This window comes from Halorussus salilacus, assembly GCF_024138125.1.
GTDB lineage: Archaea > Halobacteriota > Halobacteria > Halobacteriales > Haladaptataceae > Halorussus > Halorussus salilacus.
In genome coordinates this window covers 2294540-2319372 of the sequence record NZ_CP099993.1, presented here as the reverse complement: position 1 = coordinate 2319372, position 24833 = coordinate 2294540, and the positions used below count along the sequence as shown (strand labels likewise).

Here is a 24833-nt window from a genome sequence, read left to right as displayed (position 1 = left end):
GTCGCGACTTCCGGTCGCGCTTGGTCATCCCGCGTCTCGACAGCTATTCGACCGGCTCGCGCCAGTGGACCGTGACGTTGTTGACCGCGAAGCTGTCGTCGACGGACTCGTCCCGGACCACCTGCAGGGTGTTGGTTCCCTCGCGCAACTCCACCTCGGTGACGGCGTCCTCCCAGTACTGCCAGCCGTCGGCGGGGGGCACGTCGAACCCGCCGAGCGACTCGCCGTTGATCCGGAGTTCGTGGTCGAACGTCCCGACCCGGAACGCCTGGAGGCCGAGATAGGCGTCGGTCGCGTCGTCGGTCGGCACCTCGAACTCGAATTCGGGCGTGGCGTCGCCGACGTACTCGGCCCACGGCACCTCGATGGCGTCGTCGGTCGGCCCGAGGTGGCAACTCACGTTGACCAGCGCGTAGTTGGCGCGATGGGGCATGGGCGCACAGACGAGAGACTACCACAAAATCCTGCGGGACCGCCGAAAGGTCCATGGGTCGAGGGTTCGTCGACGGGAACATGGACCGCGAATCGCGGGCGCTCGCGGAACTCGGCGAGGGTGAAGCCTCTTTCTCGAAAGCCGCCGAAATCGCCGGGATGAACCCGTGGGAGTTCGCAGAACTGGTCGCCCGAGAGGACGTGACGTGGGTCGGCGACGACCACCTCGAAGCCGACCTCCGGGACCTGTGACGGCGTGCGCCGACCGACCGCGCGAACGAATGAGAAACCCGTTTACCGCCCGAACCCCACGGGTCGGACATGACCATCCTCGCCGACGCTCGCCGGGTCATCGAGAACGGCCCGGTGTGCGACGCCTGTCTGGGTCGGTGCTTCGCCGACCGCAGCTTCGGACTCACGAACGACGAGCGCGGCCGCTCGCTTCGCATCGCGGTCGCGCTGGCCGACGACGACCCCTACGAGGACGAGACGGCCGAGTGCTGGGTCTGCGAGGGCGAGAGCCAGCGGTTCGACGAGTGGGCCGAGACGGTCGCCGAGGCGCTGGAGGGCTGGGAGTTCGACACCTATCAGGTCGGGACCCGGGTCCCGCCGCTGGTCGAGGAGAACGAGAAACTGCTCCGGGAGTCGGCCGACCTCCCCGAGGACGCTGGCGAGCTGTTCAAGTCGGAGTTCAACCGCGAGGTCGGCAAGCGGGTGGGCCAGCTCACCGGCACGGAGGTCGACTTCGAGCGCCCCGACGTGCTGGCCCTGCTGAACGTCGACCCAGAGCGCGCCGACCTCTCGGCCCACGCGGTCGAGGTCCAGGTGAACTCCGCGTTCGTCTACGGCCGGTATCGGAAGCTCGAACGCGACATCCCCCAGACCGAGTGGCCCTGCCGGGAGTGTGGCGGGTCGGGCAAACAGCTCGCCGAAGGCGGGGGAGAGGAGGACTGCGAGCACTGCGGCGGGTCGGGCTACCTCTACGACGAGAGCGTCGAGGAGCTGACCACCCCGCCCGTCCTCGACGCGATGGACGGCGAGGAGGCGCTGTTCCACGGCGCGGGCCGCGAGGACGTGGACGCGCTGATGGTCGGGACCGGCAGGCCGTTCGTCATCGAGGTCAAGCAACCCCGGGTTCGGAGCGTGGACATCGACGCGCTCGAAGCCGAGATAAACGAGTTCGCCGACGGGGCGGTCGAGGTGACCGACCTCGCGCCCGCGAGCCACGAGATGGTCGAGCGCGTGAAGGAACTCGACGCGAGCAAGACCTACCGGATGGACGTGGAGTTCGGGGCCGACGTGACCGACGAGGAACTGCAGGCCGCGGTCGGGGAACTCGACGGCGCGACCATCGAACAGGACACCCCCCAGCGCGTCGACCACCGCCGGGCGAGTCTGACCCGGACGCGGGAGGCCTACGCCGTCTCGGGCGAACTCCACGACCCCCGCCGCGGCGAACTCGAGGTCCACGGCGAGGGCGGCCTCTACGTCAAGGAGCTCGTCTCGGGCGACGAGGGCCGGACGACCCCGAGCCTCGCGGGCCTGCTGGGCGTCGACGCGGTCGTCACCGCGCTCGACGTGCTCGCGGTCGAGGGCGAGGACGAGGAGTTCGACGACCCCGAGTACCTGAAAGAGGTCGCCTGATTCCGACCCGCCGTAAACCGTAGGTCGGCGAACGCCGTCTCCGTGCGCATGGGGGATGCGAGCGGTCCGGCCGACGAGACCGACGGACCCGGCTCGGCGGACGAAGACGGCGAGGCGCGCGGAGACGTCGGCGAGGAGCTGGCGACCGACCCGTCGGAGATGGTGGGCCTGTTGGGCCACCTCTACCGGGGCCAGATGGACCGCGTGACCTCGTGGCGCAGCCGCCTCGACCGGACGACCTACTGGGCGGTCACCATCATGGCCGCCATCCTGACGTGGGCGTTCTCCAGTCGCGACAACCCTCACTACCTCATCGTCATCGGGATGGCGACGCTCTCGATGTTCCTGCTCGTCGAGACCCGCCGCTACCGGGCCTACGACGTGTGGCGCGAGCGGGTCCGCCTGCTCGAACGCGACCTGTTCGCCCAGCTGCTCGACCCCGACGAGGAACTCCCCCACCGCGAGTGGCGCGAGCGCATCGGCGACGACCTCCGGAATCCCGCGGTGAAGGTGTCGCTGTTCCGGGCGTTCGCGCGCCGACTCAGCCGCGTCTACTACCCCTTACTCCTCGTCCTGCTCGCGGCGTGGGTGGTCCGCATCACCGCGTTCGAATCGGGACAGTCGTGGCGGACCACCGCCGCGATGCCGGGGATACCGGGGGAAGCGGTCGTCGCCGCCGTCGCAGCCTTCTACCTCGCGATGACCGCCGTCTCGGGCTACTACGTGCTATGGTCGCCCAGCGGAGAGTTCCACGAGCGCGAGCGGACCGACCCGTGGGACGACGAGTGAGGCGATTCGCGGCCGCCGAGAGCGTGCTCAGAACGACTGGTCCGGCCCGCGGTCGACGCCCGAGACCGGCGGGTCGCGGTCGCTGTAGTGGGGTCTCCCGACCGCGTCGCGGTCGACGCCGTTGAGGACCGCGAGCTGGAGGTCGTCGGTCGTGGCGTACTCCTCGTCGCCCGCGGTCCGGAGGATGCCTTCGAGCGACTCGCTGCCCCCGCCCGCGTACTCGACGACCACGTCGCCGAACTCCGCGACCACCTCGTCGGTGGTGGTCGGGAAGTCGGTGTCGCCGAGCAGTTCGTCGATTCGTTCGACCTGAAGCGAGACGAGTCGGTCGTCGGCGTTCGGTGTGAAGTCCATCGCCCGGGACTACCGCGTTGGCGCGGATAGGACTTCGGGCCGACCCGTCAGGGACGGCCCGCAGTCCCGCGGTTTCGCGGTTCTCGCGATTTCGCGACTTCGCGGTTCTCGCGACTTCGCACCTCTCACAACTTCGTCCCGGGCCAGCGCGCCCGCGCTGGCCCGGGACGAAATCGCGGGTCCCAACCGGGACGAAATCGCGGTCAGCAAGCTACAACTACCCCGCGTGCGTCGGTCGGCCCGTGTTCGGAGTGGACGAGGCGGGCAAGGGGCCGGTGCTGGGGTCGATGTTCGCGGCCGCGGTCGCGGTCGAGGACCCCGCGGTCCTGCCCGCCGACGTGGACGACTCGAAGAACGTCGCGCCCGCGCGCCGCGAGGAGATCGCGGCGAGGCTGCGCGAGTCCGACCGCGTCGCGGTCGGACTCGCCGAGGTGCCGGTCGCGCGCATCGACGGCGAGACCGACATGAACACGCTGACCGTCGAGGCCCACGCCGAGGCGGTCGCGGCGGTCGCCGACGACGACGCGGCGGGAATCGCCGACGCGGGCGACACCAGCGAACGCCGGTTCGCCCGCCGGGTCGAAGACCGGGTTCCGGCGGCGGTCGACTTGACCGCCGAGCACGGGGCCGACGAGAGCCACGCGGTCGTGAGCGCCGCCAGCATCGTGGCGAAGGTCGCGAGGGACGCCCACGTCGCCGACCTCGCGGAGGCGTACGCCGAGGAGTACGGCGAGGCGTTCGCCGAACTGGGGTCGGGCTACCCGAGCGACCCGACCACCCGCGAGTTTCTGGCGGCGTTCGTGGCCGAACACGGTCGGCTCCCCGACTGCGCGCGCCGGAGCTGGTCGACCTGCGACGACGTGCTGGCGGCGGCCGAACAGTCGGGACTCGGGGACTTCTGAGCGCGCTCGGGCGTCCGGTCGGGGTTATTCGTCCGGGGCCGAGCGGTACGGCGGAAGCTCCCACGTCAGCAGGAGGGTTCGGACCGCCGCGAGCGCCAGCGCCGCGCCGAAGACGGCGAACCCGAGCGACAGGTCGCCCGGGGAGTTGGCTCCCGACGCGACGAGCAAGAGGCCCCAGAACAGCCCGAGTGCCGAGACGAACGTCCAGAACAGCCGCTCGCCGAGGAGTTCGAGTTCCTTGCGCACCGCGCGCCGGACGATGCGCTCGACGCGCTCGTCGGAGGGGTCTGTCGACATGTCACTCCGTTCTCTCGCTCCCGCCTAAAGTGTTTGCGCTCCTACCCGTCGGGGGCGGTCGTCCGTGGTTCGGGTCGCCTTCGGCAACGTGAGGGCGAACTCGGTGCCGTCGTCGCCGGTCTCGACCAGTTCGACCGTGCCGCCGTAGCGCTCGACCAGCGTCCGCACGAGGTAGAGGCCGAGGCCGTGGGAACCGCCGGTGTTGTCGCTGCGTTCGAACAGTGTCGCCCGCTCGCCGGGAGGAATCCCGGGTCCGTCGTCGGCGACGTACACCGTTGCCGTCTCGGCCGACTCCTCGACCGTCACGGTCACTCGCGGGACGCCCCCGTCGTGGTGTTCGACCGCGTTCGTGAGGAGGTTCGAGAACGCTCGGGCGAGGAGGTCGTCGGCCACCACGACCACGCCGTCGGGTATCGACGCCTCGATTTCGACGGCGTCGGCCGTCCGACGGAGGTCGTCGAGTTCGGCTTCGAGGACCGAGGAGAGGTCCGTGGGCTCCAGCGCGGCGGTCCCGCTGGTCGTCGTGAGCAGCACTCGCACGTCCCGGATGACGCTCGTCATGTCCTCTCCTCGCCTGTGGATGGTCTCGACGCGGTCGCGGGCCTCGGCCGCGACCTCGTCGTTTTCGAGGAGCAGCGACGCGTAGCCGGTGATGACGTTGGCGGTGTTCAACACCTCGTGGCGCAGGAGGCTGTTGAGGTAATCGAGGTGCCGGTGGTGAGTCTCGGCCTCCTCGGCCCGGACCGCGGCGCGCTCGGCGACTCGCTCGCGCTCGATGGCCCGCGCCTCGATGCTCCCGATGAAGAGGCCGCCGACGAGACCGACGCTCACGACGAATCGCGCCCACCAGAGCTGGGCCGGGACGGTGGCCGGAATCCACGCGAGCATGATGGGGAGATTGACCGCGAGGAAGGCCGACGAACACCCCGCAATCCACCCGACGATGCGGGGGTACCGTTCGTTCGAGATGTCGCTTCGCCCCAGCCGAAAACCGCCGTAGACGATGGCGGCGGTGAGAAACGCCGAGACCGAGGTACTGGCGAAGAAGTCGACGGAGTCGAACTCTCCCGTCCCGTTGAACAGCAACCACTCGCCGAGGGCGCTGGCCAGGAACAGCACCCCGATTGCGGAGAGTATCGACGGGAGGTGGTCCGATCTGCAGATGAGATGTCTCCTCGAATCCGCGCTCATGGTCGAGACATCGTAGCCCCGCTTAAATAGATTGGTCGTCGGTACCCGAGATGAGAACGTGGCCGCGGTGTCAAGGTGGAACCCGGGCGGCGGCCCGCGGTGACCGCGGGCCGCCGCCCGGCCCAGCGGAGAGGGGAGGAGGGAGGTTTCGATGGCGAGACTGCAGACGTGAGAGTTTCCGGGAGACTCCAGACGTGAGAGATTTCGATGGCGACCTACTTGCTGGTCAGCAGGGCGCGCAGGATGTCACCGTACGCCGGACGCGTCACCAGCACGCCGACCAGCACGCCGAGGATGGTGACGATGGCGAAGCCCTGGAGGTCGCCGAGCGAGAGGACCGCGAGCGGGCTCATCGCGATGATGGTGGTCGCCGCGGCCGCGCCGATGACCCAGAACGCCTTCCGGAACCGGCTCCGGAAGACGCGCGAGGAGTGGACCTCGCCCTCGGCCATCACCTCGTCGGCGATGATGACGAGGTCGTCGACCCCGGTCCCGATGACCGCGATGAATCCCGCGATGTGGCTGAGGTCCAGCGGCAACTGGATCGCGGCCGCGAACCCGAGGAGGATGACGACCTCCGACAGCGCCGTCACCAGCATCGGCGCGGCGACCTTGGGGTCACCGTACCGGAGGAACACCGCGACGGTGACCGCGAGCGCCGCGATGATGCCGGTGATGAGCGAGTAGAGCTTGAACTCCTCGGCGAGGCTGGGCGCGAGGAAGTAGGAGGTCCCGTCGTCCATGTTCAGCGACGCCGGGAGCGACCCCGCGTTCAGGTGAATCTGGAGTTCGCGGGCCTCGGACATGTTCTCGGTCTGCATGATGAAGCTGGGTTGCTGTTCGAAGTCGCCGTTCTCGAACGACCGCGCGAGGTCCGCGCCCATCCCGGCCGCGTAGACGGTCTCGCCGTCGACCACGGTGTACAGGCAGTAGCCGGGGTCCTCGGTGGACTCGTTCTCGTACCGACAGCTCTGGACGCCCTCGCGGGTGAAGCCGTGCTCGCGCATCGCCGACGAGAAGTTGTCGGCCGACTCGTCGTTCAGCACCAGCGGGACGTGCGGGCCCTGCTCGGGGCTGTCGGTCGCCTGCCCGATGCTGTTGAAGTCGCCCTGCTGGAGGACCGGGTCTCTGCTGTACTCCGAGCCGTTGTCCTCCTCGGGGAAGACCGCGACGACCTCGACCTGCCCGCGCTCGGTGACGAGGCTCTCGACCTCGGTCTGGTTGGCGTTGGGCATCTCGATGACCACGAAGTTGTTCCCGTCTGCGGTGGTCACCTCCTGGACCTGCCCGCCGGAGAGTCCGGCCTGCGAAATCTTGTCCCGGAGGATGCGCACGATGGTCTCGCGGGTCTCGTCGGTGACGCCGTCCTCGATGCGGTCGTACTCGTAGCCCGCGGCTTCGAGACCGGAGCCGAACTCCTCTTGGCTGACGTTGCCGACGGTGAGCTCGACGGTGGTCCCGTTGGGCGAGAGGCGCGCGGTCACGTCGGCGGCGTCGGCGCCCGAGACGTTGCCCGCGACACGTTGCTCGACCTCGCCGGGTCGTTCGCCCTCGGAGACCTCGACCTCGTAGGCGGTCTGTCCGTCGACGGGCGCGCGAATCCGGGTCCCGCCCGAGAGTTCGAGGCCGTACTGGAGGTTGGTCGGGCCGTCGTTCTCGGCGACGAACGAGTCGGCTCCGCCACCCTCGCCGCCGCCCCCGACGCCGGGGGCGAATATCGCGAAGGTGCTCGCGACGAGGAAGACCACCAGCAGGAGGACCCGCCAGTTGTCGCGGATACTCATTGGGCCACCCCCTCGTACTTGTACCAGCGAAGCAGGCTGAGGTTGAGCATGTACGTGTTCATCAGGTCGGCCGCGAGCCCCATGACGAGTACGATACCGATGGACGCCAGCAGGTCGATGCCGAAGACGTACGCGACGAGCGCCATCACGGCCATCGCCGACAGCGACGTGACGGTCATGGTCACACCGGTCTGCATCGCGCGGTAGGTCGACTCGTAGAAGTCACCCGACCGCCGCAGGATGTGGTTGTTCAGCAGGATGTCGGAGTCGACCGAGTAACCGATGAGCATCAACAGCGCCGCGACCGTCCCCAGCGAGAGGTCGATGCCGAGGACGTTCATCAGCGCCAGCGGGATGACGATGTCGCTGAACGCCGAGATGACGACCGCGATGGAGGGGACGAACGTCCGGAACATCAGGAAGACCAGCACGCTCATCCCGGCAAACGCGACGCCCAGTCCGTAGAGCGCGAGCCGCTGGGTGTTCTGCCCGAAGCTCGCTGAGGTGCCCTGCACCGACTTCACCATGTCGTCTTCGGACTGGCCCTCGACTGGCTGGAGGTTGTTTCGCGCCTGGTCGCCGACGTTCTCGGCGTCGGGGCCGAACGTCACGATGTAGGTGTCGTCGGCCGTCTGGACCGGGCTGATCGACACGACCTCGGCGTCGAACTGGTCGGAGAGCTCGTCGGACGGCGTGGCGGTCTGGACCCTGAGTTCGGTCCCACCCGTGAACTCGGTTCCGAGCGCTACCGGCGCGCCGGTGGTGACGTACCACCCGGCGAGTATCAGCAGCGCGAGGGCGAGGACCGCCAACGGCACCGCCGCCAACTGCCGGTTGGTGTACTTGGTATAATCCACCTCCGGCACTTCGAAGGCTACCATATGGGTGAGGAATGTGGGTCGGCCGTGGATAAGTGTTCTTATCCGTTTTCGCGCAGTCGGAAAGGAAGTCCGTCGAACGCCCCCGCGACGACGGTCGGACCGGCCACGCGACGACCGCCGGACCAGCCCCGCGACGACCGCCGGACCGGCCACGCGACAACACCTAACCTCCTCGCGCCCCTACCTCCGAGTATGACGACTGAAACCGAGACCGAGACCGAGGCGCAGACCGGGACCGACGACCTCGCGCCCGCCGACCGCGTCGTGATCTCCTACCCCGAGGACCTCAGCGACTGGGGCCGGTTCCAAGTCGAGGGGTCGCCGTTCAAAGCCTTCCTCCGCAAGACCAAGACCGACCGGGTCCGGCAGGGCGACGTCTGGGAGGAGTTCGTCGGCGTGGGATGCTGTGGGAGCACCCTCGACGTGCCCCTCCGGGTCGAGCGAATCGAGGGCGGGGAGACGCTCGGGCCGGAGACGGCGGTCGAGTTCGAGGTCCGAGAGGCCTGCGGGATTCGCGGCGGGTGGCAGGTCCAGAGCGAGGGCGGGCCGAACGAGGTGTAGGGCCTCGGTCGCTATTCGGACAGGAACCGCGACGTATCGCGGTCTGCGGCCGCTTCGAAGGCGTCCCGTTCCTCCGCCACCCTGTCGATTTTCTCGCCGAGGAGGGCGCGCGCCGTCTCCTCGTCCATCTCACCGCGGCTGTACAGCTCGTACACCTCGATATCGTCCGATAGCGATGTCATCGATGCGTGTCGAAACGTCGGAAATGCGGGTCACCCCGCGATTCGTTCGGGAGGTCAGTTCGTGTCCGAGTCCTCGGGGTCGTCCGAGTCCTCGGGGTCGTCCGAGTCCTCGGAGTCGTCCGAGTCCTCGGAGTCGTCCGGGCCCTCGGAGTCGTCCGGGCCCTCGGAGTCGTCCGGCATCGGCCCCTCGGTGGGGTGCCACGAGGGAGTCCGCGCGTCGTCGGCGTCGTCCCACGGGTCGGTCCCCGCACAGAGGCGCGCGAGGTACTCCTCGGTGACGTACCGGAGGTCGAAGGCGGCCCGTCGCATGCGCTCGACCTGCTCGGGGTCGAGGTCGTTACCCCAGTAGAGCGCGTCGGCGACCTCCTCGGTGGTCCTGCTGGCGTCCTCGCCGAGGCGAACCAGCGACTGCCACAGCGTCTGGCGGGCGATTCGTTCCCAATCGGTCCGGTCGGTACCTGTCATGGGTGTGCTCTCGTCTGCCGGAAGCACCCCGGCCCGCGTCCTCGGTACCGACCGGCTCTCGTCGTCGGACCCGGGTCCATGGGTGAGGCTTCCGTGAATCAGAGTGGTTTTCGCGCCAACTTTAATCTTACCAAACGCAAGGATTTCCAGAGTCGTTCGTCTCAATACTGTGTTGCACCGGAGACGTTATCCTGCTCTTTCTCTCCCTTCCGGCCATGCGCCAGCGTGCCGAGTGGATGAAACCGGCCGACGATGCTATCTTGGAGTACACTCGTGACGCTGGCGAAGTCCCTCCCGCAGTTATCGCACGCAACATCGACATCCACCGAAATTACGCGGGCCAGCGCTGTCTGGAGTTGGCCGAATACGGACTACTCGAAAAGGAAGAGGGCGGGTACTACCGACTGAGCGACCTCGGCCGAGAGTATCTGGACGAAGAACTCGACGCCGACGAATTGGAACCCGACGACCCCTCGGACACTGCCTGATCGAACCCTCCTACCGCACTCGATTGACTATCCACCTCGGCGCGCGCTGGCGCGACCTTGCTGTTTGAGGTCGCGCCAAGGCGCGCGAGGGCTGAGGACCGCAGGGAGCAGAGCGACCGAGGACCGCAGGCGGTTGGGGAGGCCCGAGGCTTGCGGTCGCGGTGCTGTGCGGTTCTCCTAGGTACCGGGAGTAGCTAGCTTCTCGCTGGTCGAATCAGAGTTCTCAGTTGCTATCGAAGAATACGTCTTCGAAAGCCCCCGCCCGCTCGCGGTCGCTCAGCGACATATCTCGGCCTCTCCGCACCGCCCGGCCGAGATAGGGGTCGCTGAGACGACCACGGGCCTTCGGCCCGCGAGCGGGCGGCCCCTTTCAGTCCCACCCCGAGGATTGGTCGGGCGGGCGTTTCCGTGGAACAGTCGGTCGGGCGCTCAGTCGTCGGCTTCAAGTTCGTCTAATTGGTGGTTTTCGGGGCCGGAGCGACCGTACTCTCCGTGATAATTCTTCAGGAACTCGATTTCCCCACTATCTAGTCCATACATCGGACCAAAGAGTTCATCTGCCGAATTGATGAGAGGCTTCAGTCGGCTCATGCTTTCGTAGTGCGGCGTGGGTTCGGTGGTGAATTCTTCGACCATTCCATTCCAGAGTTCTTCTGCGAGGCTCTGGATTTCATCAGCGTTTGCTTCCAATTCTTCCTCGTCGGGATAGGGGAATGCTTCTACCTGCCCCCAATTCAAATCACGCTGATTACCGTAGACCATCCAGTAGAAGTAAAAGAGGGATGAACTCATGATTAAGAAGGCACTATCACGTTTCAGTGTGTTCTCAAAGTACATCGGCTCAAGGTCCTGAGCGTCGTACATCTCGGAGAGCATGGGATTTATCCAGTTGTCAGGATGCCTCATTCGCCAGACTTCATAGTCTGTTTTCTCCTTCCGTGACTGAACATCCCGGAACACCGTGTCTGAATGGGACTTTAGCTTTTCAAGGATTCCTCTAGGAGTGCTACCACCGACTTTCGGTAGAATAGCATACTTTTCATCACTAATCCCTATTTTATCCCCCAAAATTAGTCCGTCAACACTTCCGTAAGAGATGTCCGAGATTTTCTTACCTCGGTCTTCACTATCAAATCTAATGAATCCGCTTGTCTTAATTCCTCCATCATTCTGGGCCTTTTTGCCGACTATTGTTGCGACTCGAACTTGAGCATTGTCGAAGATGTGGCTTGGTCGTTTTGCGAAGCAGGCGATTTTAGTGGTCTCTAATTGTGTTTGAATCAAATCGTGTAACTCCGAGAGTGTACTCTGATACACCAGTCTCAGCGTCGTCACGTTCCCGAAGTATCCACCTTCCTCAAGCAACTGCAACTGTCGTTCCACGAAGTTCGCCGAGATATCCCGAATCCCGCTCGTCTCGTACGTCGAGACGAACATCTTCTCCTCGTCCGACAACAAATCCCCGTACGGCGGATTCCCCAGCACGATATCGAAGTTGATCGAGTGGGTGTTGCCGCGTTCCTCGGCGACCTCGGGGAACTCCGCGAGCCAGTGGAACGGCTTGCCCTGAATCCGGTCGAGGTCGTACCGGGTGGGCTGGCGCTGGACCTCCGAGAAGACGTAGCCGTCTTCCAGCAGTCCCCGGAGCGTTCCGACCAGCAGGTCCTTGTCGTACCCGCCCCTGCCGTTCTGCTTGGTCTTGAGGGTGCGCTCCCACTCGGCCACGTCGCGCGTGGCGCTCTTCGTGTACACCGAAAAGCCCATCTCCTCCAGTCGCTCGGTCTCCTCGTCGTCGAAGGCGTCTCCGTCCTCGCGCTTCGCCCGGACCATCGAGACGGTGGGATAGAGGGTGTCGGCCTCGATGGACTCGACCACCGCGTCGAAGGCCTCGACGCTCTCGATTTCGGTCTCGACCGGCTTCGAGAACAGGTCGAGGTACGTCCGGTCGAGCGCGGGCCGTATCTCCTCGTCGAGGAATCGCTCTATCTCGCGGGGGTCGCCCTCGTCGTCGCGCTTGTACTCGATGCGCTTCTGCTCGATTTCGCCGATGTCGTTGTCCCACACGTCGGCGTCGTCGAACGACCCCGCGAGCGGGAGCCCCACCAGCGAGTTCCCGTGGGTGATGTTCACGTCGATGTTCGGGAGCTTGCCGAACTCCGGCTCCCAGCCGTTGCCCTCGACGATCTTGAGCCACACCCGCAGCTTCGCGATCTCCGAGGCGATTCGGTCCACGTCCACGCCGTAGATGGCGTCGAGCGCCAGCGCCTTCTTCTCGGCGAACCGCGTCTCGGGGTCGGGGTCCTCGCCGTCGGCCAGCCCGCGCAACACCGACACCTGCGCGCGGTGAATCTCGTCCATCGCGGTCGTCAGGAAGTGACCCGACCCGCACGCGGGGTCCAGCACCTTCAGCTGCCGGAGGGTGTCCTTGACCGCCGACAGAATCTCCTCGTCGCCGAAGTCGATGCGGGTCTGGTCCTCGCCCGGCGACAGCACCGCCTCGTCGCCGTCCTCTATCTTCCGGAGGAGTTCCGAGAGGTCCAGCTGTTCCATGTACGCCCGGGCGTCCTCGGCGCTGCCATCGCCCTCTCCGTCCACCCCATCGCCTGCGACCCCCTCGGCGAACGTCTCGACTATCGCGTCCCGAATCTTGGGGTCGACCGACTGCTCGGTCACGATTTCGGTCACGTCGTTGGGCGTGTAGTAGGCCCCGATGTCCTTCTGGGTGCGCTCCTGCTCGATGTGGTTGATGGTCTTCTCGAACACGCTGCCCAGTAGCGCGGGGTCGAACCCCCGCCCGTCGAGCTCCAGCTTGCTCCCCTCGATGAGGTCCCGAATCACGTCGGGCAGGATGCGGTCGATGACCCGGTAGCGCGACTCGTCGGCCACGTTCGCCCGGAACAGCCCGCCGTTGAGGTACGGCACGTCGGCGAACCAGCTGTCGGGATTGCGGTGCTTCGGCTCACGCGCACCCTCCGGCGTGTTCAGCAGGTCCGAGAACAGCGGCCGAATCTGGGTCTCGTAGAGGTTGCCCGCCAGCCCCTCGCCGTGGCGCTCGTAGTACTCGACGCGCTCGCGCAGGAACCCCTCCGACAGCACCCCTCGCGTTTCGAGGAACTTCACGAACAGCAGGCGGTTCATCAGCGTGATGGCAAAGAGGCGCTTGTCGCGCTCGCTCGGCTCGCGGTCGCCGACGAACCGGATGTCGTCCATCAGGCACGTCTCGTAGTCGTGTTCGTCGCTCTCTCCGAACAGCAGTTCGATGTACAGCTCGTAGAACGTCTCGACGTCGCGCTTGCGCCGGTCGCGAATCTCCCGCGGCGCGGTCTTCGACAGCAACTCCGCGAACGAATCGCGCTCGAACACCGAGACGAACGACCGAATCGTCTCCTCGGGGTCGGCGTCGAGGTCCGACTGCTCGATGAGCCCCTCCTCGCGGGCGACCGCCAGCAGGGTCGCCCGGAGGTTCAGGTGCTCGATGTCGGGGTACTCGGTGAAGTCCCCGCCCAGTTCTATCTTCCGGAGGTGCCACTCGATGCCGTCGGTCGCGATGCCGTACTCCGCGCCGATGGACTTGCGGTCGAGGTAGTCCTGAATCTCCTCGACCGCCTCGCCCACCCCGTTCAGCGGCTTGCTCTCGCCGATGACCGTCGTCTCGACGTTCGTCACCTCGAAGTCGGGCCAGACGACCGTCCCGCCGCGCTCGCCGTAGGGCTGGCGCTCGGAGGCCAGCCCCACCGCTTCGAGCAACGGGCGGATGAGGTGGTCCTCGGTGTAGGTCTCGGGCTTGGCCCCGAGCTCGACGCTTTCGAGCGAGTAGGTGTCGTCCGACAGCACCACCTCCAGTTCGTGGGCTCCCGACCCGCCCTGCTGGTCGTCGAGTCGTCCGTGGAGGTCGCGGACGAACGCCGCCAGCACGGACCGGACCGCCGTGGTCGTCTCCGCCGCCGTCTCGGTCTCGGTCTCCGTCTCCGTCTCCGCCATGTTGACTACGGGAATACACCCACACCGGGGATAAATGTGTAACGCTCTCACAGCGTTTCGCCCGCGCTCGCGCTCGTCCCCCTCTCGACCCCCCGCCGACCCCACGCCGAACCGAACCACCTTTGGCCCCGGCACGTCGCCCCTCGACCATGGACAGGTCGGCGCTCGTCGCGCTCGTCGCTGGCGTCCTTCAGGGCGTCTTCGAGTGGTTGCCAATCTCCAGCGAGGGCAACATCACCGTCTTCCTGACCGCGCTGGGGTCGACGCCCGAGGCCGCGGTCGGGTTCTCGCTGTTCCTCCACGCCGGGACCGCGGTCTCGGCGGCGGCGTACTACCGGGCCGAACTCCGCGAGGTGCTGGGAGCGCTCCCCGAGTGGCGGCCGCGCGACGCGTTCTCGTCCGAGGGCGAGCGCGCGACCCTCTCGTTCCTCGGGGTCGCCACGCTCGCCTCGGGCGTGGTCGGCCTCACGGCCTACGCCACGCTCGAAGCCGCGGTCTCGGCGCTCACCGGGGGCGCGTTCGTCGCGCTCGTGGGCCTCCTGCTCGTCGGGACGGGCGTCCTGCTGCGGGTCGCCGACAATTTCGAGTTCGGCGGCCGCGAGGACCCCGACCTCCTCGACGCCCTGCTGGTCGGCTCCCTGCAGGGGCTGGCCATCCTGCCGGGGGTCTCGCGGTCGGGAACGACGGCCTCGGCCCTGCTCTTCCGGGGTCACGACGGCCCCTCGTCGTTCCGGCTCTCGTTCCTGCTGTCGATTCCGGCCGCGCTCGGCGCGGGCGTGCTGTCGGTCGCCGACGGGGGCGTGCCCGAGGTCGGACTCGACGCCGCCGCGCTCGCGCTCGCGAGCGCGGCGGTCGTCGGCTACCTCACCATCGACGCGCTGATGCGAGTCGTCGAGCGCGTCCCGTTCTGGGGCGTCTGCGTCGGCCTCGGCGCGCTCGCGATGCTCGGCGGCGGTCTGTTGGTGGTGTGAGGCCGCCCGCGTCCGGCGGGCCCACGGGCCGGAGGCGGTCCGACCCGGACCATCGGTATTGCTAGATTTGCACAACATCGATGGCGGCATAGCCGACCGAGATGAGACGCCGGACGCCCCTCGGCAACAGAAACAGATGCCGGAGTCGAATGTCGGCCGACATCTCCGACGTTGACGAGAGCGATGTCCAGTTCGGCCCGCAACTATATTGTGCGATATACACAAAACCCTTAACATCCCTCGGTCCGTAGGTGGGAGTGATGACGAACGAAGCTACTCCGGAAACGAACGAAACCGCAGACGAACCCGTTCAGGTACAGGGTCGAGAGGAGTTCGACGAGCTCGTCGGCGACGAGGCGGTCGTGCTCGTGGACTTCTACGCCGACTGGTGTGGCCCCTGCCAGATGCTCGCGCCCGTCGTCGACTCGCTCGCGGCCGAGACCGACGCGACCGTCGCGAAGGTCGACGTCGACGCGAACCAGAAGCTCGCTGGCGCGTACGGCGTTCAGGGCGTCCCGACGCTGCTCCTGTTCGCCGACGGCGAGGCCGTCGAGCGGGTCGTCGGCGTCCGGCCGAAAGAACAGCTCGCGTCCCTCATCGGGGAGTACGCCGAGTAGATGACCCGGGAGACCCGCGACCTCGTGATCGCCGGGTCGGGCGTGGCCGGGCTCTCGGCGGCGGTGTACGCCGCCCGGGCCGACCTCGACCCGCTGGTGCTGGAGGGCGACGAGCCCGGCGGCCAGCTCACCCTCACCACCGACGTCGAGAACTACCTCGGATTCCCCGAGGGCGTCGGCGGGATGGAACTCGTCCAGCGCGGCCGCGAGCAGGCAGAGCGATTCGGCGCGGCGTTCGAGCGCGCGACCATCGAGGACGCCGCCCTCGACGACCGGCCCTTCGAGCTCTCGCTGTCGAACGGCGAGTCGGTCCTGACCCGGGCGCTCGTCGTCGCGACCGGCGCGAGCGCCCGGTGGGTCGGTGCCGAGGGCGAGGACGAGCTCATGGGCTACGGCCTCTCGACCTGCGCGACCTGCGACGGCGCGTTCCACCGCGGCGACGACGTGCTGGTAATCGGCGGCGGCGACAGCGCGATGGAAGAGGCGCTCTTCCTCGCGAAGTTCGCCGAGTCGGTGACCGTCGTCCACCGCCGCGACGAGCTGCGCGCCTCCGAAATCATGGCCCGACGCGCCCGCGAGCACGAGGACATCGCGTTCCGGTGGAACACCGAACTGCTGGCGCTCGATGGCTCCCCCGAGGAGGGGCTCACCGGGGCCACGCTGGTCAGCCACCCCGACGGGCTACCGAAGGAGAAGCTGTCCGACGGTGACGCCGAGGTCGAGGTCGAGGAAGTCGACGTGCAGGGCGTCTTCTACGGCATCGGCCACGCGCCGAACACCGGCTTCCTGCGCGAAACCTCCGTCGAACTCGACGAGTCGGGATACGTCCTGCCCCGCACCGACGACGACGGCCGCCAGACGACCGAGACGTCGGTCGAGGGCGTCTTCGCCGCTGGCGACGTGATGGACTCGCGCTACCAGCAGGCGGTCACCGCCGCTGGCACCGGGAGCATGGCCGCCCTCGACGCCGAGGCGTGGCTCGACGAGGCGGCGGCGCGCGCGGAGACCGCCGAGAGCCCCGTCGAGACGACGGCGTAGGACGGTTCGGACCGTACCCCAGCGGCCGACGCGAGGCCGGTGGGGGACGCTACCTTTTATCCTCGTTCGCGTCCTCGTCGGTACCGACGGCCGACCCGCGCCGTCTCGCCGTTCGACGCATGCTCACCACCCCTCGAAGCCGAGTCGCCGCGGTGTTCGCCCTCCTGTCGCTCCTGTTCGGACTCTGCGTCTGGTACGGGGCGCTGGCTCCCGCGCCCGAACTCGGGGCCCACCCGGACCAGGAGGACCTCCTCGGACAGTACGACGCGTACGTCGGCGACCGCGCGACCCTGACCGGGCAGGTCGTCGACACCGACCCGGTCACCGTGGTCGTCACTGGCGCGGGCGACTCCCGCCAGCTGACCGTCACCGACCTCTCGACGCCTGTCCGGGAGGGCGAGACGCTGTGGGTCTTCGGCGTCGTCGAACCGGGCCGGACGGTTCGGGCCGAAAACGCCTTCACGGTCGGGTCGGGCGGGACGCGGTACGCGCTGTCGGCGTCGCTGCTCGCCGGGCTCTGGGTGCTCGCGCGGCTCGCACGCCAGTGGCGGTTCGACGCCGAAGGGTGGGCGCTCGAACCCCGGGGCGGGGAGCGCGACGCCCCCGGGTTCGGACGACTCCGGACTCTCGCCGGGCGGGAGGACGAGGATGCCTGACCTGCTCGCTCACGCACTCTTCGCGTACGCGCTCGGTCTGCTCCTCTCGTGGCGCTACGCGTGGCTGTCGCCCGCGTACGTCACGGTCGTCATGGCGGGCGCGTTCGTCCCCGACCTCTCGAAGGCCGAGCTACTCGTTCCCAGCACCGCCGTCGAAGCGGCGCTCGGCGTCCCGTTCGACTGGTTCGCGCTCCACACCGCGGGCGGCGTGTTCGTCGCGATAGCGCTCGGAGCGACGGTCGTCGCCCGGGCCGAGCGGGGCCGCGTGGCGGCGCTGTTGAGCGTCGGCGCGGTCTCCCATCTGCTGGCCGACGGCCTGCTCCTGAAGCCGTCGGGGCGCTCGTACGCGATTGGCTGGCCGGTCTCGCAGTACCACCCGCCGACGCCGGGGCTGTACCTGAGCACCCAGCCCGACCCCGCCGTCGCGGCCGCGGCGTTCGCCGCGGCCGTCTGGCTCGCGACGCGGTATCGCCGCGGGTCCGAGTAGCAGGCGGCGTCGGAGCGGTCTCGTCCCTGACCGACGGCGACGGCAACGACGTGGGCGCGGAGGTCGCGACCTCGGCGAGCGCGCCGACGGTCGGCGCGCTCGCCGGGGTCGAATCGACGACGATCCCGTAAAAAAGCCGAAGGTTGATACCGGTTCTGACCGATGACCGAACCATGACAGTTCGCGCCGCCGTCGTGCTGGCCGCGGGCGAGGGCACTCGGCTCCGTCCCCTGACCCGCAATCGCCCGAAACCGATGCTCCCGGCCGCCGACCGGCCCATCCTCGAACACGTCTTCGACGCGCTCATCGGCGCGGGAATCGAGCGCCTCCACGTCGTCGTCGGCTACAAGCGCGACCGGGTGCAGGACCACTTCGGGCCGACGTATCGGAACGTCCCCATCAACTACGTCGTCCAGGAGAAGCAACTCGGGAGCGGTCACGCCCTGCTGGCGGCCCGCGAGGGCGTCGCCGGGGAGGACGGCTTCCTCGTGGTCAACGGCGACCAAGTCATCGAACGCCGGATGGTCGAGGACGTGCTCGACGCCTTCGAGGGCGACGGCGCGAGCGCGATGCTCGCGGTGACCGAGCAGGCCGACGTCTCCCACTACGGCGCGGTCGTGACCGAGGGCGACCGCGTGGTCGAACTGGTCGAGAAGCCCGAGACCGACGACTACCGCCTGCTCAACGCTGGCGTCTACGCCTTCGACGGCTCCATCTTCGACGCGGTCGAGGAGACCCCGCGCGTCCAGGGCGAACTCGCGCTGACCGACACCCTCGTCCGACTCATCCAGCGGGAGGCCGACGAGGAGGAGGCATCCGGAGACGAATCGTCGGCCGAGGGGTCGTCGGCCGACGACCCCTCGGCCGACGAGACCACGGTCCGGGGCGTCACCACCGAGGGGCTGTGGGTCGACGCGACCTACCCGTGGGACCTGCTGGACGTGTCCCGAGAGTTGCTACTTCAGGGACGGGTCACCGAACCCGAGCGCGACGACGCGGTGTGGGTCGCCGACTCGGCGACCGTCCACGACGACGCCACCCTTCAGGGGCCGGTCGTGGTCGGCCCCGACTCGGAGGTCCGGCCCGGGGCCGTGGTCGGCCCGTTCACCGCGCTGGGCCGCAACGCCACGGTCGGCGCGAACGCAGTGGTCGAGCGGTCGGTCCTCGACACCGACGCCAGGGTCGGCCCGAACTCGACCCTCATCGACTGCGTCACCGGACAGGGGGTCGCGCTGGGCGCGAACACCACGGTCCCCGGCGGGCCGGGCGACGTGCGCGTCGAGGACGTCGTGTTCGAGGACCAGCAGCTCGGCGCGCTGGTGGCCGACCGCGTACGCGCCGACGGCGACGTGAGCTTCGCGCCGGGGACGCTCGTCGCCCCGCGCGCGCATCTCCACACGGGCGTGACCGTCTCCGAAAACGTCAAGGAACGCGCCGAGGTGTTGCGCTGACATGTGCGGAATCATCGGTCACGCCGGGCGGGCCGACCGGACCCTCGACGTGCTGCTCGCGGGACTGGAAGGACTGGAGTACCGCGGCTACGATTCGGCGGGCGTGGCGCTCGCGAACGGCGACCTCGACGTGTGCAAGCGCGAGGGCGAGATCGAGATGCTCCAGCGCGCGGTCGACCCCGGACTCGGCGGGCCGGTCGGTATCGGCCACACCCGCTGGTCGACCCACGGACCGCCCAGCGACGCTAACGCCCACCCCCACACCGACTGTTCGGGCGACGTGGCGGTCGTCCACAACGGCATCATCGAGAACTACGACGAACTCAAAGCGAAGCTACGGGAGGCGGGCCACGAGTTCGACAGCGACACCGACACCGAGGTCGTTCCGCACCTGATCGAGGACGCGCTCGCGGGCGGTGCGAGCCCCGAGGAGGCGTTCCGGTCGGCGGTCGCGAGGCTGGAGGGCAGTTACGCGCTCGCCGCGGTGTTCGCCGGGTCCGAGGCGTTGCTGGCGACTCGGTCGGGGTCGCCGCTGGTCCTCGGCGTCGGCGACGACGCCGCGTATCTGGCGAGCGACGTGCCCGCGTTCCTGGAGTACACCGACCGCGTGGTGTACCTCGAAGACGGCGAGTTCGCGCGACTGGAGTCGGGGACCTGGAGCGTGACCGACGCGTCGGGCGCGCGACTCGACAAGTCGGTCTCGCGGGTCGAGTGGGACGCCGAGGAGACCGCAAAGAGCGGCTACGACCACTACATGCTCAAGGAGATCCACGAGCAGCCCCGGGCGCTCCGGAAGTGCCTGCGCGGGCGGGTGGACGAGCTGACCGGAACCGTGAACGTCGAGGCCTTGGAGGGGCTGGAGGCCGACGCGGTCCAGTTCGTCGCCTGCGGGACCAGCTATCACGCCGCGCTCTACGGCGCACAGACGTTGCGAGCGGCGGGCGTCCGGGCCCAGGCGTTCCTCGCGAGCGAGTACGCCACCTCGCCGCCGCCGATCTCGGACGGAACGCTGGTGGTCGGAATCACCCAGAGCGGCGAGACCGCAGACACCCTGGCGGCGCTCCGGCGGGCCAAGGGCCGGGGCGTCGAGACGCTGGCGCTGACCAACGTCGTCGGCTCGACCGCGGCCCGGGAGTGCGACCGGACGCTGTTCATCCGCGCCGGGCCGGAGATCGGGGTCGCGGCGACCAAGACGTTCTCCTCGCAGGTGGTCGCGGCCAATCTGCTGTCGGCGTCGCTGGCCGAGCGCGGCGACGCCCGCGAGGTCGTCGAGGCGCTCCGTGACCTGCCCGGGCAAGTCCAGGAGATACTCGACTCCTCGCGCGCCGAGGAGGTCGCCGACCGGTTCGTCGACAGCGACGGCTACTTCTTCATCGGCCGGGGCTACCACCACCCGGTGGCGCTGGAGGGCGCGCTCAAGATGAAGGAGATCACCTACCGGCACGCCGAGGGCTTTCCCGCCGGGGAGCTGAAACACGGCCCGCTCGCGCTCGTGACCGACCGGACGCCCGTCTTCGCGGTCGTGACGGGCGACGGCGAGGAGGCGACCAAGACCGTGGGCAACGTCAAGGAGGTCGAAGCGAGGGACGCGCCGGTGGTCGCGGTGACCGACGGCGCGTCGGAGGTCGAGCGCTACGCCGATGAAGTGCTCTCGATTCCCGAGACCCACCCGCGGGTCGCGCCGGTGCTGGCGAACGTCCAGTTGCAGTTGGTCGCCTACTACGTCGCGGCGGAGTTGGGTCGGAGCATCGACAAGCCGCGGAATCTCGCGAAGAGCGTGACGGTGGAGTAGGACTGAGTTTCCTGCTCCGAATCGAGTTCACGGCAGTTCGTCGGTCGCCTCGACGAGGTCTGGTTCGGTTCGCCACCGGTACAGTTGGCCCTCGCGGTCGAACAGTTCGAAGACGCCGTCCTGCATCCACCCGAACGGGTGTTCCTCGTCCTCGTACTCTCGCTTGAGGACGTGGCTCTTCGAGAAGTACTCGGTCGTACCGACGAGGAGTCCCTGCTCGACTAGGAAGTCGCTCGGTTCCTTCTCAGCGACGCCGACGAGGTACGTGACGATATCCGCGATGAGGCAGAACTTCTGGATGCTGTTGTCCCACTCGCCGCGGACGTCGACCATGCGGAAGGCGTAGGCGTCCGTCCGTCGGTTCAGTCTATCGACGACGAGATTCAATCGGCGAATCGGTTCTCGGTCGTAGTTGCCGAGCACGAAGTACGACCGCTCGTTCTCGTAGACGGGGGTTAGTTCGCTCAGCGCGTGCAGTATCTCCTCGTTGTCGGCCAGCGATATCTCCTCGTCGTCGAGTTCCTCCCTGGCGCTCGTGAGAAGTTCGTGCGGGACCGGCGGCGCGTCGTCGGGCATGAGGGAGGTGTCCCACGCAACGGGAATATCGTTTTTGGGTGACCCGCTCAGTGATTAGTGCCCTTGTTTACCGCGGGGTAGTTTACTCAAGGGTAAACTACTTGTCGCCGCGTCTCCTACTGGGTCGTATGAGCACTGACCTCGGGACCACTGGCGGAAGCGAAACCCGCGAACTGCTCCACTTCGTCACGCAGGAGACGCGGTTCGCGCTCGTCAACAATATCCTCCAGCACCCCGACCAACTCCCCTCGATGTACGAACTCGAGGAACTCAATCCGAGCGTCAGCGACGCCACCGTCTACAAGCACGTCCAGAAGCTGATCGACGCCGGAATCGTCGAGGAGGTCGCGCTCGACGACGACGAGCGCCGCCAAGGCTACCCCTGGAAGTTCTACGGCCTCACCGACGAAGGACGCGAGTTCCTCGACGAACACAACCTCCTCGCGGCCGAAGAGACGCTTCAGCGAATCTACAAGACGATCTCCGACAAGCCCGAGAAGATGGTCAAGTACGAGAACGCGCCGCGGCCCGCGGACTCGTAGTTCGTTCTTTGGGAGCGTATCGCTCTTCGAGTCCGTCCTGAAGTGCATCCACCGTCACAGGCGTCGAATCACGGATTCGCTAACTGCGTAGCTGTTCTGAACCCAAGAGAGGATAAGACGACTTTCGAGTTCACTCCCAGAACGCTTCGATTCGGTCGTCTAAGTCCTCAAGCACGCTCGAAAGGACGTCTCGCCAGTCGCTGGCGTACTGCGCATCGTCGCCGGGTGTCGTTGCATTTGGTGGCGGGTGAAAATGAGAGCGCGTGTTGTGGCTGTTCGGATGGCGGCCCCACCGACACTCCTACTGGCCTCCATCGCTGTACTGCTCGGAGTAGTGGACGCTGAAATCGTCCGTTTCGTACCATCGAATCTACAGATACGCCCGGTGGATGGCCGCCGGAAAGTATCCGTGTCGTATTCTGCCACGACGGAACTCGGCGCGTAGTCCGGCTGGAACACGACCTCCGAGAACCGCTGGCTTCGTTCGAGATGTTGTCCGATCTGTTCGAGAATCTCGGTGTCGATGCCACCGACATTCTCCGCGACGTCCTCGTCGTCACTCGGCCGGTCGTCAGGCATCGACCCTGGAACCGCCGCTCGACGGATGACCGTTCTGCCGCGCCGTATCTAACAGCTCTGCCCGTCGCTCAAGCGTCTTCCACTCGTTCACCGCCTCCCACACCTCTTCGACCGCTGACTCGCCAGTCTCGTCCACGAGCGACACGTCATCCGGACTGTCAGCGTCGAATCGCGCCCGGTACTCTTCGAGCTGCTCCATCGTTTGTTTGAGTTCCTCGACGATGTCACTCTCAGAGTACTGTTCTCGAATCTGTTCGATTCTGCGCCACCGCAGATACGACTCGTTTCGCTCGTATCTCACCGGCCGCCCCGGAATCTCGCGCGTCATCCCCATCGAGGTGAACCATTCAAGGTAGTCGCGCGCGGTCTCGGTATCGCAGTCTGCTCTGTCCGCGATTTCAGCGACTTTGGTTGGGGTACGGAGTTGTAAGACGACACCGAGTAGTCGTTCTCGCGTTGGACCGCCTTTCAGGACCTTCTCGGGTGCGTCCCACTCGGTGAAATCCGGCGGTTCCTCGTCTGGATTCCGAACATCGTCGGGAACGTCAGTCAAATCCATCACCATCCTCCTGTCTCCTAATCGTTGGACCCTATCGGATATCTATCTATCGTGAACTGAATTATTTCTGCTCGGTGTGGCGAAGCTTGTCACTTCGTTCAGTAGTGAATCCTGCTGGACAACTCAGGGGCTTTGCCAGTAGTTCTTGACCGTCGTCGGAGTCGACGGAAGCCACAAGCGGAAGATTATCAGACTGGGCCTTACGCAAACGGAGATAATAAATCACCCCGAGTAGCTAAGGAAGTCCGTTCCCCTTGCCTCGAAGACGGGGTTTTAGCGTGCGGAGAGCCAGAGCGTGGTACGGGAGCAGTCACGAGCATGCCGATTGGTGTCGCCGACCGACTCGGGAGCCTTCGTCGCCTAGGCCGGGAACTCTGGAGCGGTGGCCGCGGTCCGGTCCTCGCCGCGGTCGCGGGCGGGTGGTTCCTCTCGCTGGGCGTCCGGATGATATACCCCGCCGTCCTGCCCCAGTTGCGCGAGGCCTACACCCTCGACCTGACGACCGCGGGCCTGCTCATCACCGCACTGTGGGTGGCCTACGCGCTGGGCCAGCTTCCCGGCGGGATACTCGACGACTGGTTGGGGGGCGGGCGGACGCTGGTCGCGAGTACGGTGGTCTCGGCGCTCGCGCTGGCGTTCGTCGTGGTCGCCGACTCGGTGGCGGTGCTGTTCGGCGCGACCCTGCTGTTCGGGTTCGCGACCGCACTGTACGGCGTCGCCCGGTTCACGATTCTGACGACGACGTACCCCGAGCGCGGCGGGACCGCCATCGGGCTGACGATGGCCGCGGGGGATTTAGGGAATAGTCTCCTGCCCCCGCTTGCGGGGGCGCTCGCGGTCGCGCTCGCGTGGCAACTCGGGTTCGGACTCGCGATTCCGTTACTCGTGGTCGCGGCGGTCGGCATCCACGTCGTGGTGCCGAGCGATGCGAGCGATTCCCGACCGGAGGCCGACGCGACGGGCGACGGGGCGAACTCCCGGGGTGCGTTCGACACGATACGCCGAATCGGCGGCGCGCTGTGGCGTCGCCCGGTCGCGCTCGTGGTCGCCATCCAGACGCTGAGCTACTGCGTCTGGCAGGCGTTCACGGGCTTTTACCCGACCTACCTCGTCGAGGTCAAGGAGCTGGCTCCGACGACTTCGACCGTGCTGTTCGGAGGCTTCTTCGCGCTGGGTATTCTGGTCAAGCCCCTCGCGGGGTCGGCCTACGACGCCCGCGGGCTCCGTCGGGTTCTTCCGGTCGTGCTGGTGGCGTTGACGGCGTCGCTGGTCGCGCTCCCGCTGGTCGACGGGCTGGTCGGGATTATCGCGGTGACCGCGCTCGCGAGCAGTCTGCTGGGGTACGGCACCATCACGCTGACGTATCTGACCGACGCGTTTCCCGATGACGTGCAGGGGACCGGTCTGGGGGCGTTGCGGACCGGCTACATGCTGGTGGGTGCGGGGAGTCCGACCGTGATGGGGGCGCTGGCCGATATGGGGTACTTCGACGAGGCGTTCTTCTTGTTGGCGGGTGTGGGAGCGGTTACGGCGGTGTTGTCGGTGCTGGTTCCCGAGGGGTAAGCAGACAGGCGCTTCTGATTGAAGCGGAACGACGAAACGTGGGACGAATCC

The 24833-nt window shown here is 67.2% G+C and carries 26 protein-coding genes and 1 pseudogene; 15 read left to right on the top strand and 12 right to left on the bottom strand.

The genetic code is table 11. The features are described 5' to 3' along the window. Nucleotides 1-43: 43 nt before the first annotated feature. Complete coding sequence (locus NGM10_RS11900) at nucleotides 44-433, bottom strand: DUF7383 domain-containing protein (RefSeq protein ID WP_253479031.1); 390 nt, start codon at nucleotides 431-433, stop codon at nucleotides 44-46. Between the two features lie 80 nt (nucleotides 434-513). Here NGM10_RS11900 and NGM10_RS11895 point away from each other — a divergent pair, with 80 nt between their 5' ends. From NGM10_RS11895 to NGM10_RS11885, 3 genes are all read left to right on the top strand, one after another. Then, nucleotides 514-684 carry a UPF0175 family protein gene (locus NGM10_RS11895; protein ID WP_253479029.1) on the top strand — a complete coding sequence of 57 codons (171 nt, stop codon included), beginning with the start codon at nucleotides 514-516 and terminating at the stop codon, nucleotides 682-684. Between the two features lie 69 nt (nucleotides 685-753). Continuing rightward, nucleotides 754-2076, top strand: coding sequence for a tRNA pseudouridine(54/55) synthase Pus10 (locus tag NGM10_RS11890; protein ID WP_253479027.1), 1323 nt, complete (start codon nucleotides 754-756; stop codon nucleotides 2074-2076). A 48-nt stretch (nucleotides 2077-2124) separates the two neighbouring features. Then, nucleotides 2125-2865 carry a DUF2270 domain-containing protein gene (locus NGM10_RS11885; protein ID WP_253479025.1) on the top strand — a complete coding sequence of 247 codons (741 nt, stop codon included), beginning with the start codon at nucleotides 2125-2127 and terminating at the stop codon, nucleotides 2863-2865. 27 nt (nucleotides 2866-2892) lie between these two features. Here NGM10_RS11885 and NGM10_RS11880 read toward each other — a convergent pair whose 3' ends face one another. Next, nucleotides 2893-3219: a DUF5789 family protein gene (locus NGM10_RS11880; protein WP_253479023.1), complete on the bottom strand. Its 327-nt coding sequence runs from the start codon at nucleotides 3217-3219 to the stop codon at nucleotides 2893-2895. Nucleotides 3220-3461: 242 nt separating this feature from the next. Here NGM10_RS11880 and rnhB point away from each other — a divergent pair, with 242 nt between their 5' ends. After that, nucleotides 3462-4121, top strand: coding sequence for a ribonuclease HII (gene rnhB / locus NGM10_RS11875; RefSeq protein WP_256504251.1), 660 nt, complete (start codon nucleotides 3462-3464; stop codon nucleotides 4119-4121). Nucleotides 4122-4145: 24 nt separating this feature from the next. Here rnhB and NGM10_RS11870 read toward each other — a convergent pair whose 3' ends face one another. The 4 genes from NGM10_RS11870 to secF all read right to left on the bottom strand — a co-directional run bounded on the left by NGM10_RS11870 (nucleotide 4146) and on the right by secF (nucleotide 8274). Then, nucleotides 4146-4418, bottom strand: coding sequence for a hypothetical protein (locus NGM10_RS11870; RefSeq protein WP_253479021.1), 273 nt, complete (start codon nucleotides 4416-4418; stop codon nucleotides 4146-4148). A 24-nt stretch (nucleotides 4419-4442) separates the two neighbouring features. Next, complete coding sequence (locus NGM10_RS11865) at nucleotides 4443-5609, bottom strand: sensor histidine kinase (RefSeq protein WP_253479019.1); 1167 nt, start codon at nucleotides 5607-5609, stop codon at nucleotides 4443-4445. A 215-nt stretch (nucleotides 5610-5824) separates the two neighbouring features. Beyond that, nucleotides 5825-7393: a preprotein translocase subunit SecD gene (locus NGM10_RS11860; RefSeq protein WP_253479017.1), complete on the bottom strand. Its 1569-nt coding sequence runs from the start codon at nucleotides 7391-7393 to the stop codon at nucleotides 5825-5827. Continuing rightward, nucleotides 7390-8274: a protein translocase subunit SecF gene (secF, locus tag NGM10_RS11855; protein ID WP_253479015.1), complete on the bottom strand. Its 885-nt coding sequence runs from the start codon at nucleotides 8272-8274 to the stop codon at nucleotides 7390-7392. Before secF ends, NGM10_RS11860 begins: the two co-directional genes overlap by 4 nt. A gap of 192 nt (nucleotides 8275-8466) precedes the next feature. On the opposite strand from secF, the gene NGM10_RS11850 reads away from it, so the two are divergent. Next, on the top strand, nucleotides 8467-8835 hold the full coding sequence (locus NGM10_RS11850; RefSeq protein ID WP_253479013.1) for a DUF7968 family protein: 369 nt from the start codon (nucleotides 8467-8469) through the stop codon (nucleotides 8833-8835). A gap of 11 nt (nucleotides 8836-8846) precedes the next feature. On the opposite strand, the gene NGM10_RS11845 is transcribed toward NGM10_RS11850, so the two are convergent. Together NGM10_RS11845 and NGM10_RS11840 are read right to left on the bottom strand one after the other, a co-directional pair. Further along, complete coding sequence (locus NGM10_RS11845) at nucleotides 8847-9017, bottom strand: DUF8065 family protein (RefSeq protein WP_253479011.1); 171 nt, start codon at nucleotides 9015-9017, stop codon at nucleotides 8847-8849. Between the two features lie 54 nt (nucleotides 9018-9071). Continuing rightward, nucleotides 9072-9482: a hypothetical protein gene (locus NGM10_RS11840; protein WP_253479009.1), complete on the bottom strand. Its 411-nt coding sequence runs from the start codon at nucleotides 9480-9482 to the stop codon at nucleotides 9072-9074. A gap of 215 nt (nucleotides 9483-9697) precedes the next feature. Between NGM10_RS11840 and NGM10_RS11835 the strand changes: the two genes are divergently transcribed. Next, nucleotides 9698-9970: a winged helix-turn-helix domain-containing protein gene (locus tag NGM10_RS11835; protein ID WP_253479007.1), complete on the top strand. Its 273-nt coding sequence runs from the start codon at nucleotides 9698-9700 to the stop codon at nucleotides 9968-9970. Between the two features lie 429 nt (nucleotides 9971-10399). Here the strand turns inward: NGM10_RS11835 and NGM10_RS11830 are convergent, their stop codons facing one another. After that, nucleotides 10400-13951 (bottom strand): Eco57I restriction-modification methylase domain-containing protein, encoded by a 3552-nt coding sequence (locus NGM10_RS11830; protein WP_253479005.1) that lies wholly within the window; start codon nucleotides 13949-13951, stop codon nucleotides 10400-10402. Between the two features lie 149 nt (nucleotides 13952-14100). Between NGM10_RS11830 and NGM10_RS11825 the strand changes: the two genes are divergently transcribed. The 7 genes from NGM10_RS11825 (at nucleotide 14101) to glmS (ending at nucleotide 20963) form a co-directional block, all read left to right on the top strand. Then, nucleotides 14101-14922, top strand: a complete 822-nt coding sequence (locus NGM10_RS11825) for an undecaprenyl-diphosphate phosphatase (protein ID WP_253479003.1) — start codon at nucleotides 14101-14103, stop codon at nucleotides 14920-14922. Nucleotides 14923-15182: 260 nt separating this feature from the next. Further along, a complete protein-coding gene (trxA, locus tag NGM10_RS11820) occupies nucleotides 15183-15539 on the top strand; it encodes a thioredoxin (RefSeq protein WP_253479001.1) in 357 nt (118 codons plus the stop codon). Then, a complete protein-coding gene (locus NGM10_RS11815; protein WP_253478999.1) occupies nucleotides 15540-16577 on the top strand; it encodes an NAD(P)/FAD-dependent oxidoreductase in 1038 nt (345 codons plus the stop codon). A 119-nt stretch (nucleotides 16578-16696) separates the two neighbouring features. Then, a complete protein-coding gene (locus tag NGM10_RS11810; protein WP_253478997.1) occupies nucleotides 16697-17233 on the top strand; it encodes an OB-like fold-containing membrane protein in 537 nt (178 codons plus the stop codon). Then, nucleotides 17226-17720: a metal-dependent hydrolase gene (locus tag NGM10_RS11805; protein WP_253478994.1), complete on the top strand. Its 495-nt coding sequence runs from the start codon at nucleotides 17226-17228 to the stop codon at nucleotides 17718-17720. Before NGM10_RS11810 ends, NGM10_RS11805 begins: the two co-directional genes overlap by 8 nt. A 173-nt stretch (nucleotides 17721-17893) precedes the next feature. Then, complete coding sequence (locus NGM10_RS11800; protein WP_253478991.1) at nucleotides 17894-19171, top strand: sugar phosphate nucleotidyltransferase; 1278 nt, start codon at nucleotides 17894-17896, stop codon at nucleotides 19169-19171. 1 nt (nucleotide 19172) lies between these two features. Continuing rightward, nucleotides 19173-20963, top strand: coding sequence for a glutamine--fructose-6-phosphate transaminase (isomerizing) (gene glmS / locus NGM10_RS11795; protein ID WP_253478989.1), 1791 nt, complete (start codon nucleotides 19173-19175; stop codon nucleotides 20961-20963). A gap of 27 nt (nucleotides 20964-20990) precedes the next feature. On the opposite strand, the gene NGM10_RS11790 is transcribed toward glmS, so the two are convergent. Next, nucleotides 20991-21539, bottom strand: coding sequence for a DUF8170 family protein (locus NGM10_RS11790; RefSeq protein ID WP_253478986.1), 549 nt, complete (start codon nucleotides 21537-21539; stop codon nucleotides 20991-20993). Nucleotides 21540-21667: 128 nt separating this feature from the next. Between NGM10_RS11790 and NGM10_RS11785 the strand changes: the two genes are divergently transcribed. Continuing rightward, complete coding sequence (locus tag NGM10_RS11785; protein ID WP_253478984.1) at nucleotides 21668-22081, top strand: MarR family transcriptional regulator; 414 nt, start codon at nucleotides 21668-21670, stop codon at nucleotides 22079-22081. 130 nt (nucleotides 22082-22211) lie between these two features. Here the strand turns inward: NGM10_RS11785 and NGM10_RS18300 are convergent. Both NGM10_RS18300 and NGM10_RS11780 read right to left on the bottom strand, forming a co-directional pair. Further along, a pseudogene (locus NGM10_RS18300) lies at nucleotides 22212-22660 on the bottom strand (toxin-antitoxin system TumE family protein). After that, a complete protein-coding gene (locus NGM10_RS11780; RefSeq protein ID WP_253478982.1) occupies nucleotides 22653-23219 on the bottom strand; it encodes a DUF7342 family protein in 567 nt (188 codons plus the stop codon). The pseudogene NGM10_RS18300 and the gene NGM10_RS11780 overlap by 8 nt, the downstream one beginning before the upstream one ends. A 318-nt stretch (nucleotides 23220-23537) precedes the next feature. Between NGM10_RS11780 and NGM10_RS11775 the strand changes: the two genes are divergently transcribed. After that, a complete protein-coding gene (locus NGM10_RS11775; protein WP_253478979.1) occupies nucleotides 23538-24782 on the top strand; it encodes an MFS transporter in 1245 nt (414 codons plus the stop codon). Nucleotides 24783-24833: the final 51 nt, after the last annotated feature.

What these genes read in the sequence shown, in the direction of transcription:
- NGM10_RS11850 (WP_253479013.1), top strand. Translation starts at nt 8,467, where the DNA reads ATGACGACTGAAACCGAGACCGAGACCGAGGCGCAGACCGGGACCGAC.
- NGM10_RS11860 (WP_253479017.1), bottom strand. Translation starts at nt 7,393, where the DNA reads ATGAGTATCCGCGACAACTGGCGGGTCCTCCTGCTGGTGGTCTTCCTC.
- trxA (WP_253479001.1), top strand. Translation starts at nt 15,183, where the DNA reads ATGACGAACGAAGCTACTCCGGAAACGAACGAAACCGCAGACGAACCC.
- NGM10_RS11885 (WP_253479025.1), top strand. Translation starts at nt 2,125, where the DNA reads ATGGGGGATGCGAGCGGTCCGGCCGACGAGACCGACGGACCCGGCTCG.
- glmS (WP_253478989.1), top strand. Translation starts at nt 19,173, where the DNA reads ATGTGCGGAATCATCGGTCACGCCGGGCGGGCCGACCGGACCCTCGAC.
- NGM10_RS11835 (WP_253479007.1), top strand. Translation starts at nt 9,698, where the DNA reads ATGCGCCAGCGTGCCGAGTGGATGAAACCGGCCGACGATGCTATCTTG.
- NGM10_RS11790 (WP_253478986.1), bottom strand. Translation starts at nt 21,539, where the DNA reads ATGCCCGACGACGCGCCGCCGGTCCCGCACGAACTTCTCACGAGCGCC.
- NGM10_RS11780 (WP_253478982.1), bottom strand. Translation starts at nt 23,219, where the DNA reads ATGGATTTGACTGACGTTCCCGACGATGTTCGGAATCCAGACGAGGAA.
- NGM10_RS11845 (WP_253479011.1), bottom strand. Translation starts at nt 9,017, where the DNA reads ATGACATCGCTATCGGACGATATCGAGGTGTACGAGCTGTACAGCCGC.
- NGM10_RS11900 (WP_253479031.1), bottom strand. Translation starts at nt 433, where the DNA reads ATGCCCCATCGCGCCAACTACGCGCTGGTCAACGTGAGTTGCCACCTC.
- NGM10_RS11880 (WP_253479023.1), bottom strand. Translation starts at nt 3,219, where the DNA reads ATGGACTTCACACCGAACGCCGACGACCGACTCGTCTCGCTTCAGGTC.
- NGM10_RS11890 (WP_253479027.1), top strand. Translation starts at nt 754, where the DNA reads ATGACCATCCTCGCCGACGCTCGCCGGGTCATCGAGAACGGCCCGGTG.
- NGM10_RS11865 (WP_253479019.1), bottom strand. Translation starts at nt 5,609, where the DNA reads ATGAGCGCGGATTCGAGGAGACATCTCATCTGCAGATCGGACCACCTC.
- NGM10_RS11800 (WP_253478991.1), top strand. Translation starts at nt 17,894, where the DNA reads ATGACAGTTCGCGCCGCCGTCGTGCTGGCCGCGGGCGAGGGCACTCGG.
- NGM10_RS11840 (WP_253479009.1), bottom strand. Translation starts at nt 9,482, where the DNA reads ATGACAGGTACCGACCGGACCGATTGGGAACGAATCGCCCGCCAGACG.
- NGM10_RS11775 (WP_253478979.1), top strand. Translation starts at nt 23,538, where the DNA reads ATGCCGATTGGTGTCGCCGACCGACTCGGGAGCCTTCGTCGCCTAGGC.
- NGM10_RS11785 (WP_253478984.1), top strand. Translation starts at nt 21,668, where the DNA reads ATGAGCACTGACCTCGGGACCACTGGCGGAAGCGAAACCCGCGAACTG.
- NGM10_RS11805 (WP_253478994.1), top strand. Translation starts at nt 17,226, where the DNA reads ATGCCTGACCTGCTCGCTCACGCACTCTTCGCGTACGCGCTCGGTCTG.
- NGM10_RS11895 (WP_253479029.1), top strand. Translation starts at nt 514, where the DNA reads ATGGACCGCGAATCGCGGGCGCTCGCGGAACTCGGCGAGGGTGAAGCC.
- NGM10_RS11870 (WP_253479021.1), bottom strand. Translation starts at nt 4,418, where the DNA reads ATGTCGACAGACCCCTCCGACGAGCGCGTCGAGCGCATCGTCCGGCGC.
- secF (WP_253479015.1), bottom strand. Translation starts at nt 8,274, where the DNA reads ATGGTAGCCTTCGAAGTGCCGGAGGTGGATTATACCAAGTACACCAAC.
- NGM10_RS11825 (WP_253479003.1), top strand. Translation starts at nt 14,101, where the DNA reads ATGGACAGGTCGGCGCTCGTCGCGCTCGTCGCTGGCGTCCTTCAGGGC.
- NGM10_RS11810 (WP_253478997.1), top strand. Translation starts at nt 16,697, where the DNA reads ATGCTCACCACCCCTCGAAGCCGAGTCGCCGCGGTGTTCGCCCTCCTG.
- NGM10_RS11830 (WP_253479005.1), bottom strand. Translation starts at nt 13,951, where the DNA reads ATGGCGGAGACGGAGACGGAGACCGAGACCGAGACGGCGGCGGAGACG.
- NGM10_RS11815 (WP_253478999.1), top strand. Translation starts at nt 15,540, where the DNA reads ATGACCCGGGAGACCCGCGACCTCGTGATCGCCGGGTCGGGCGTGGCC.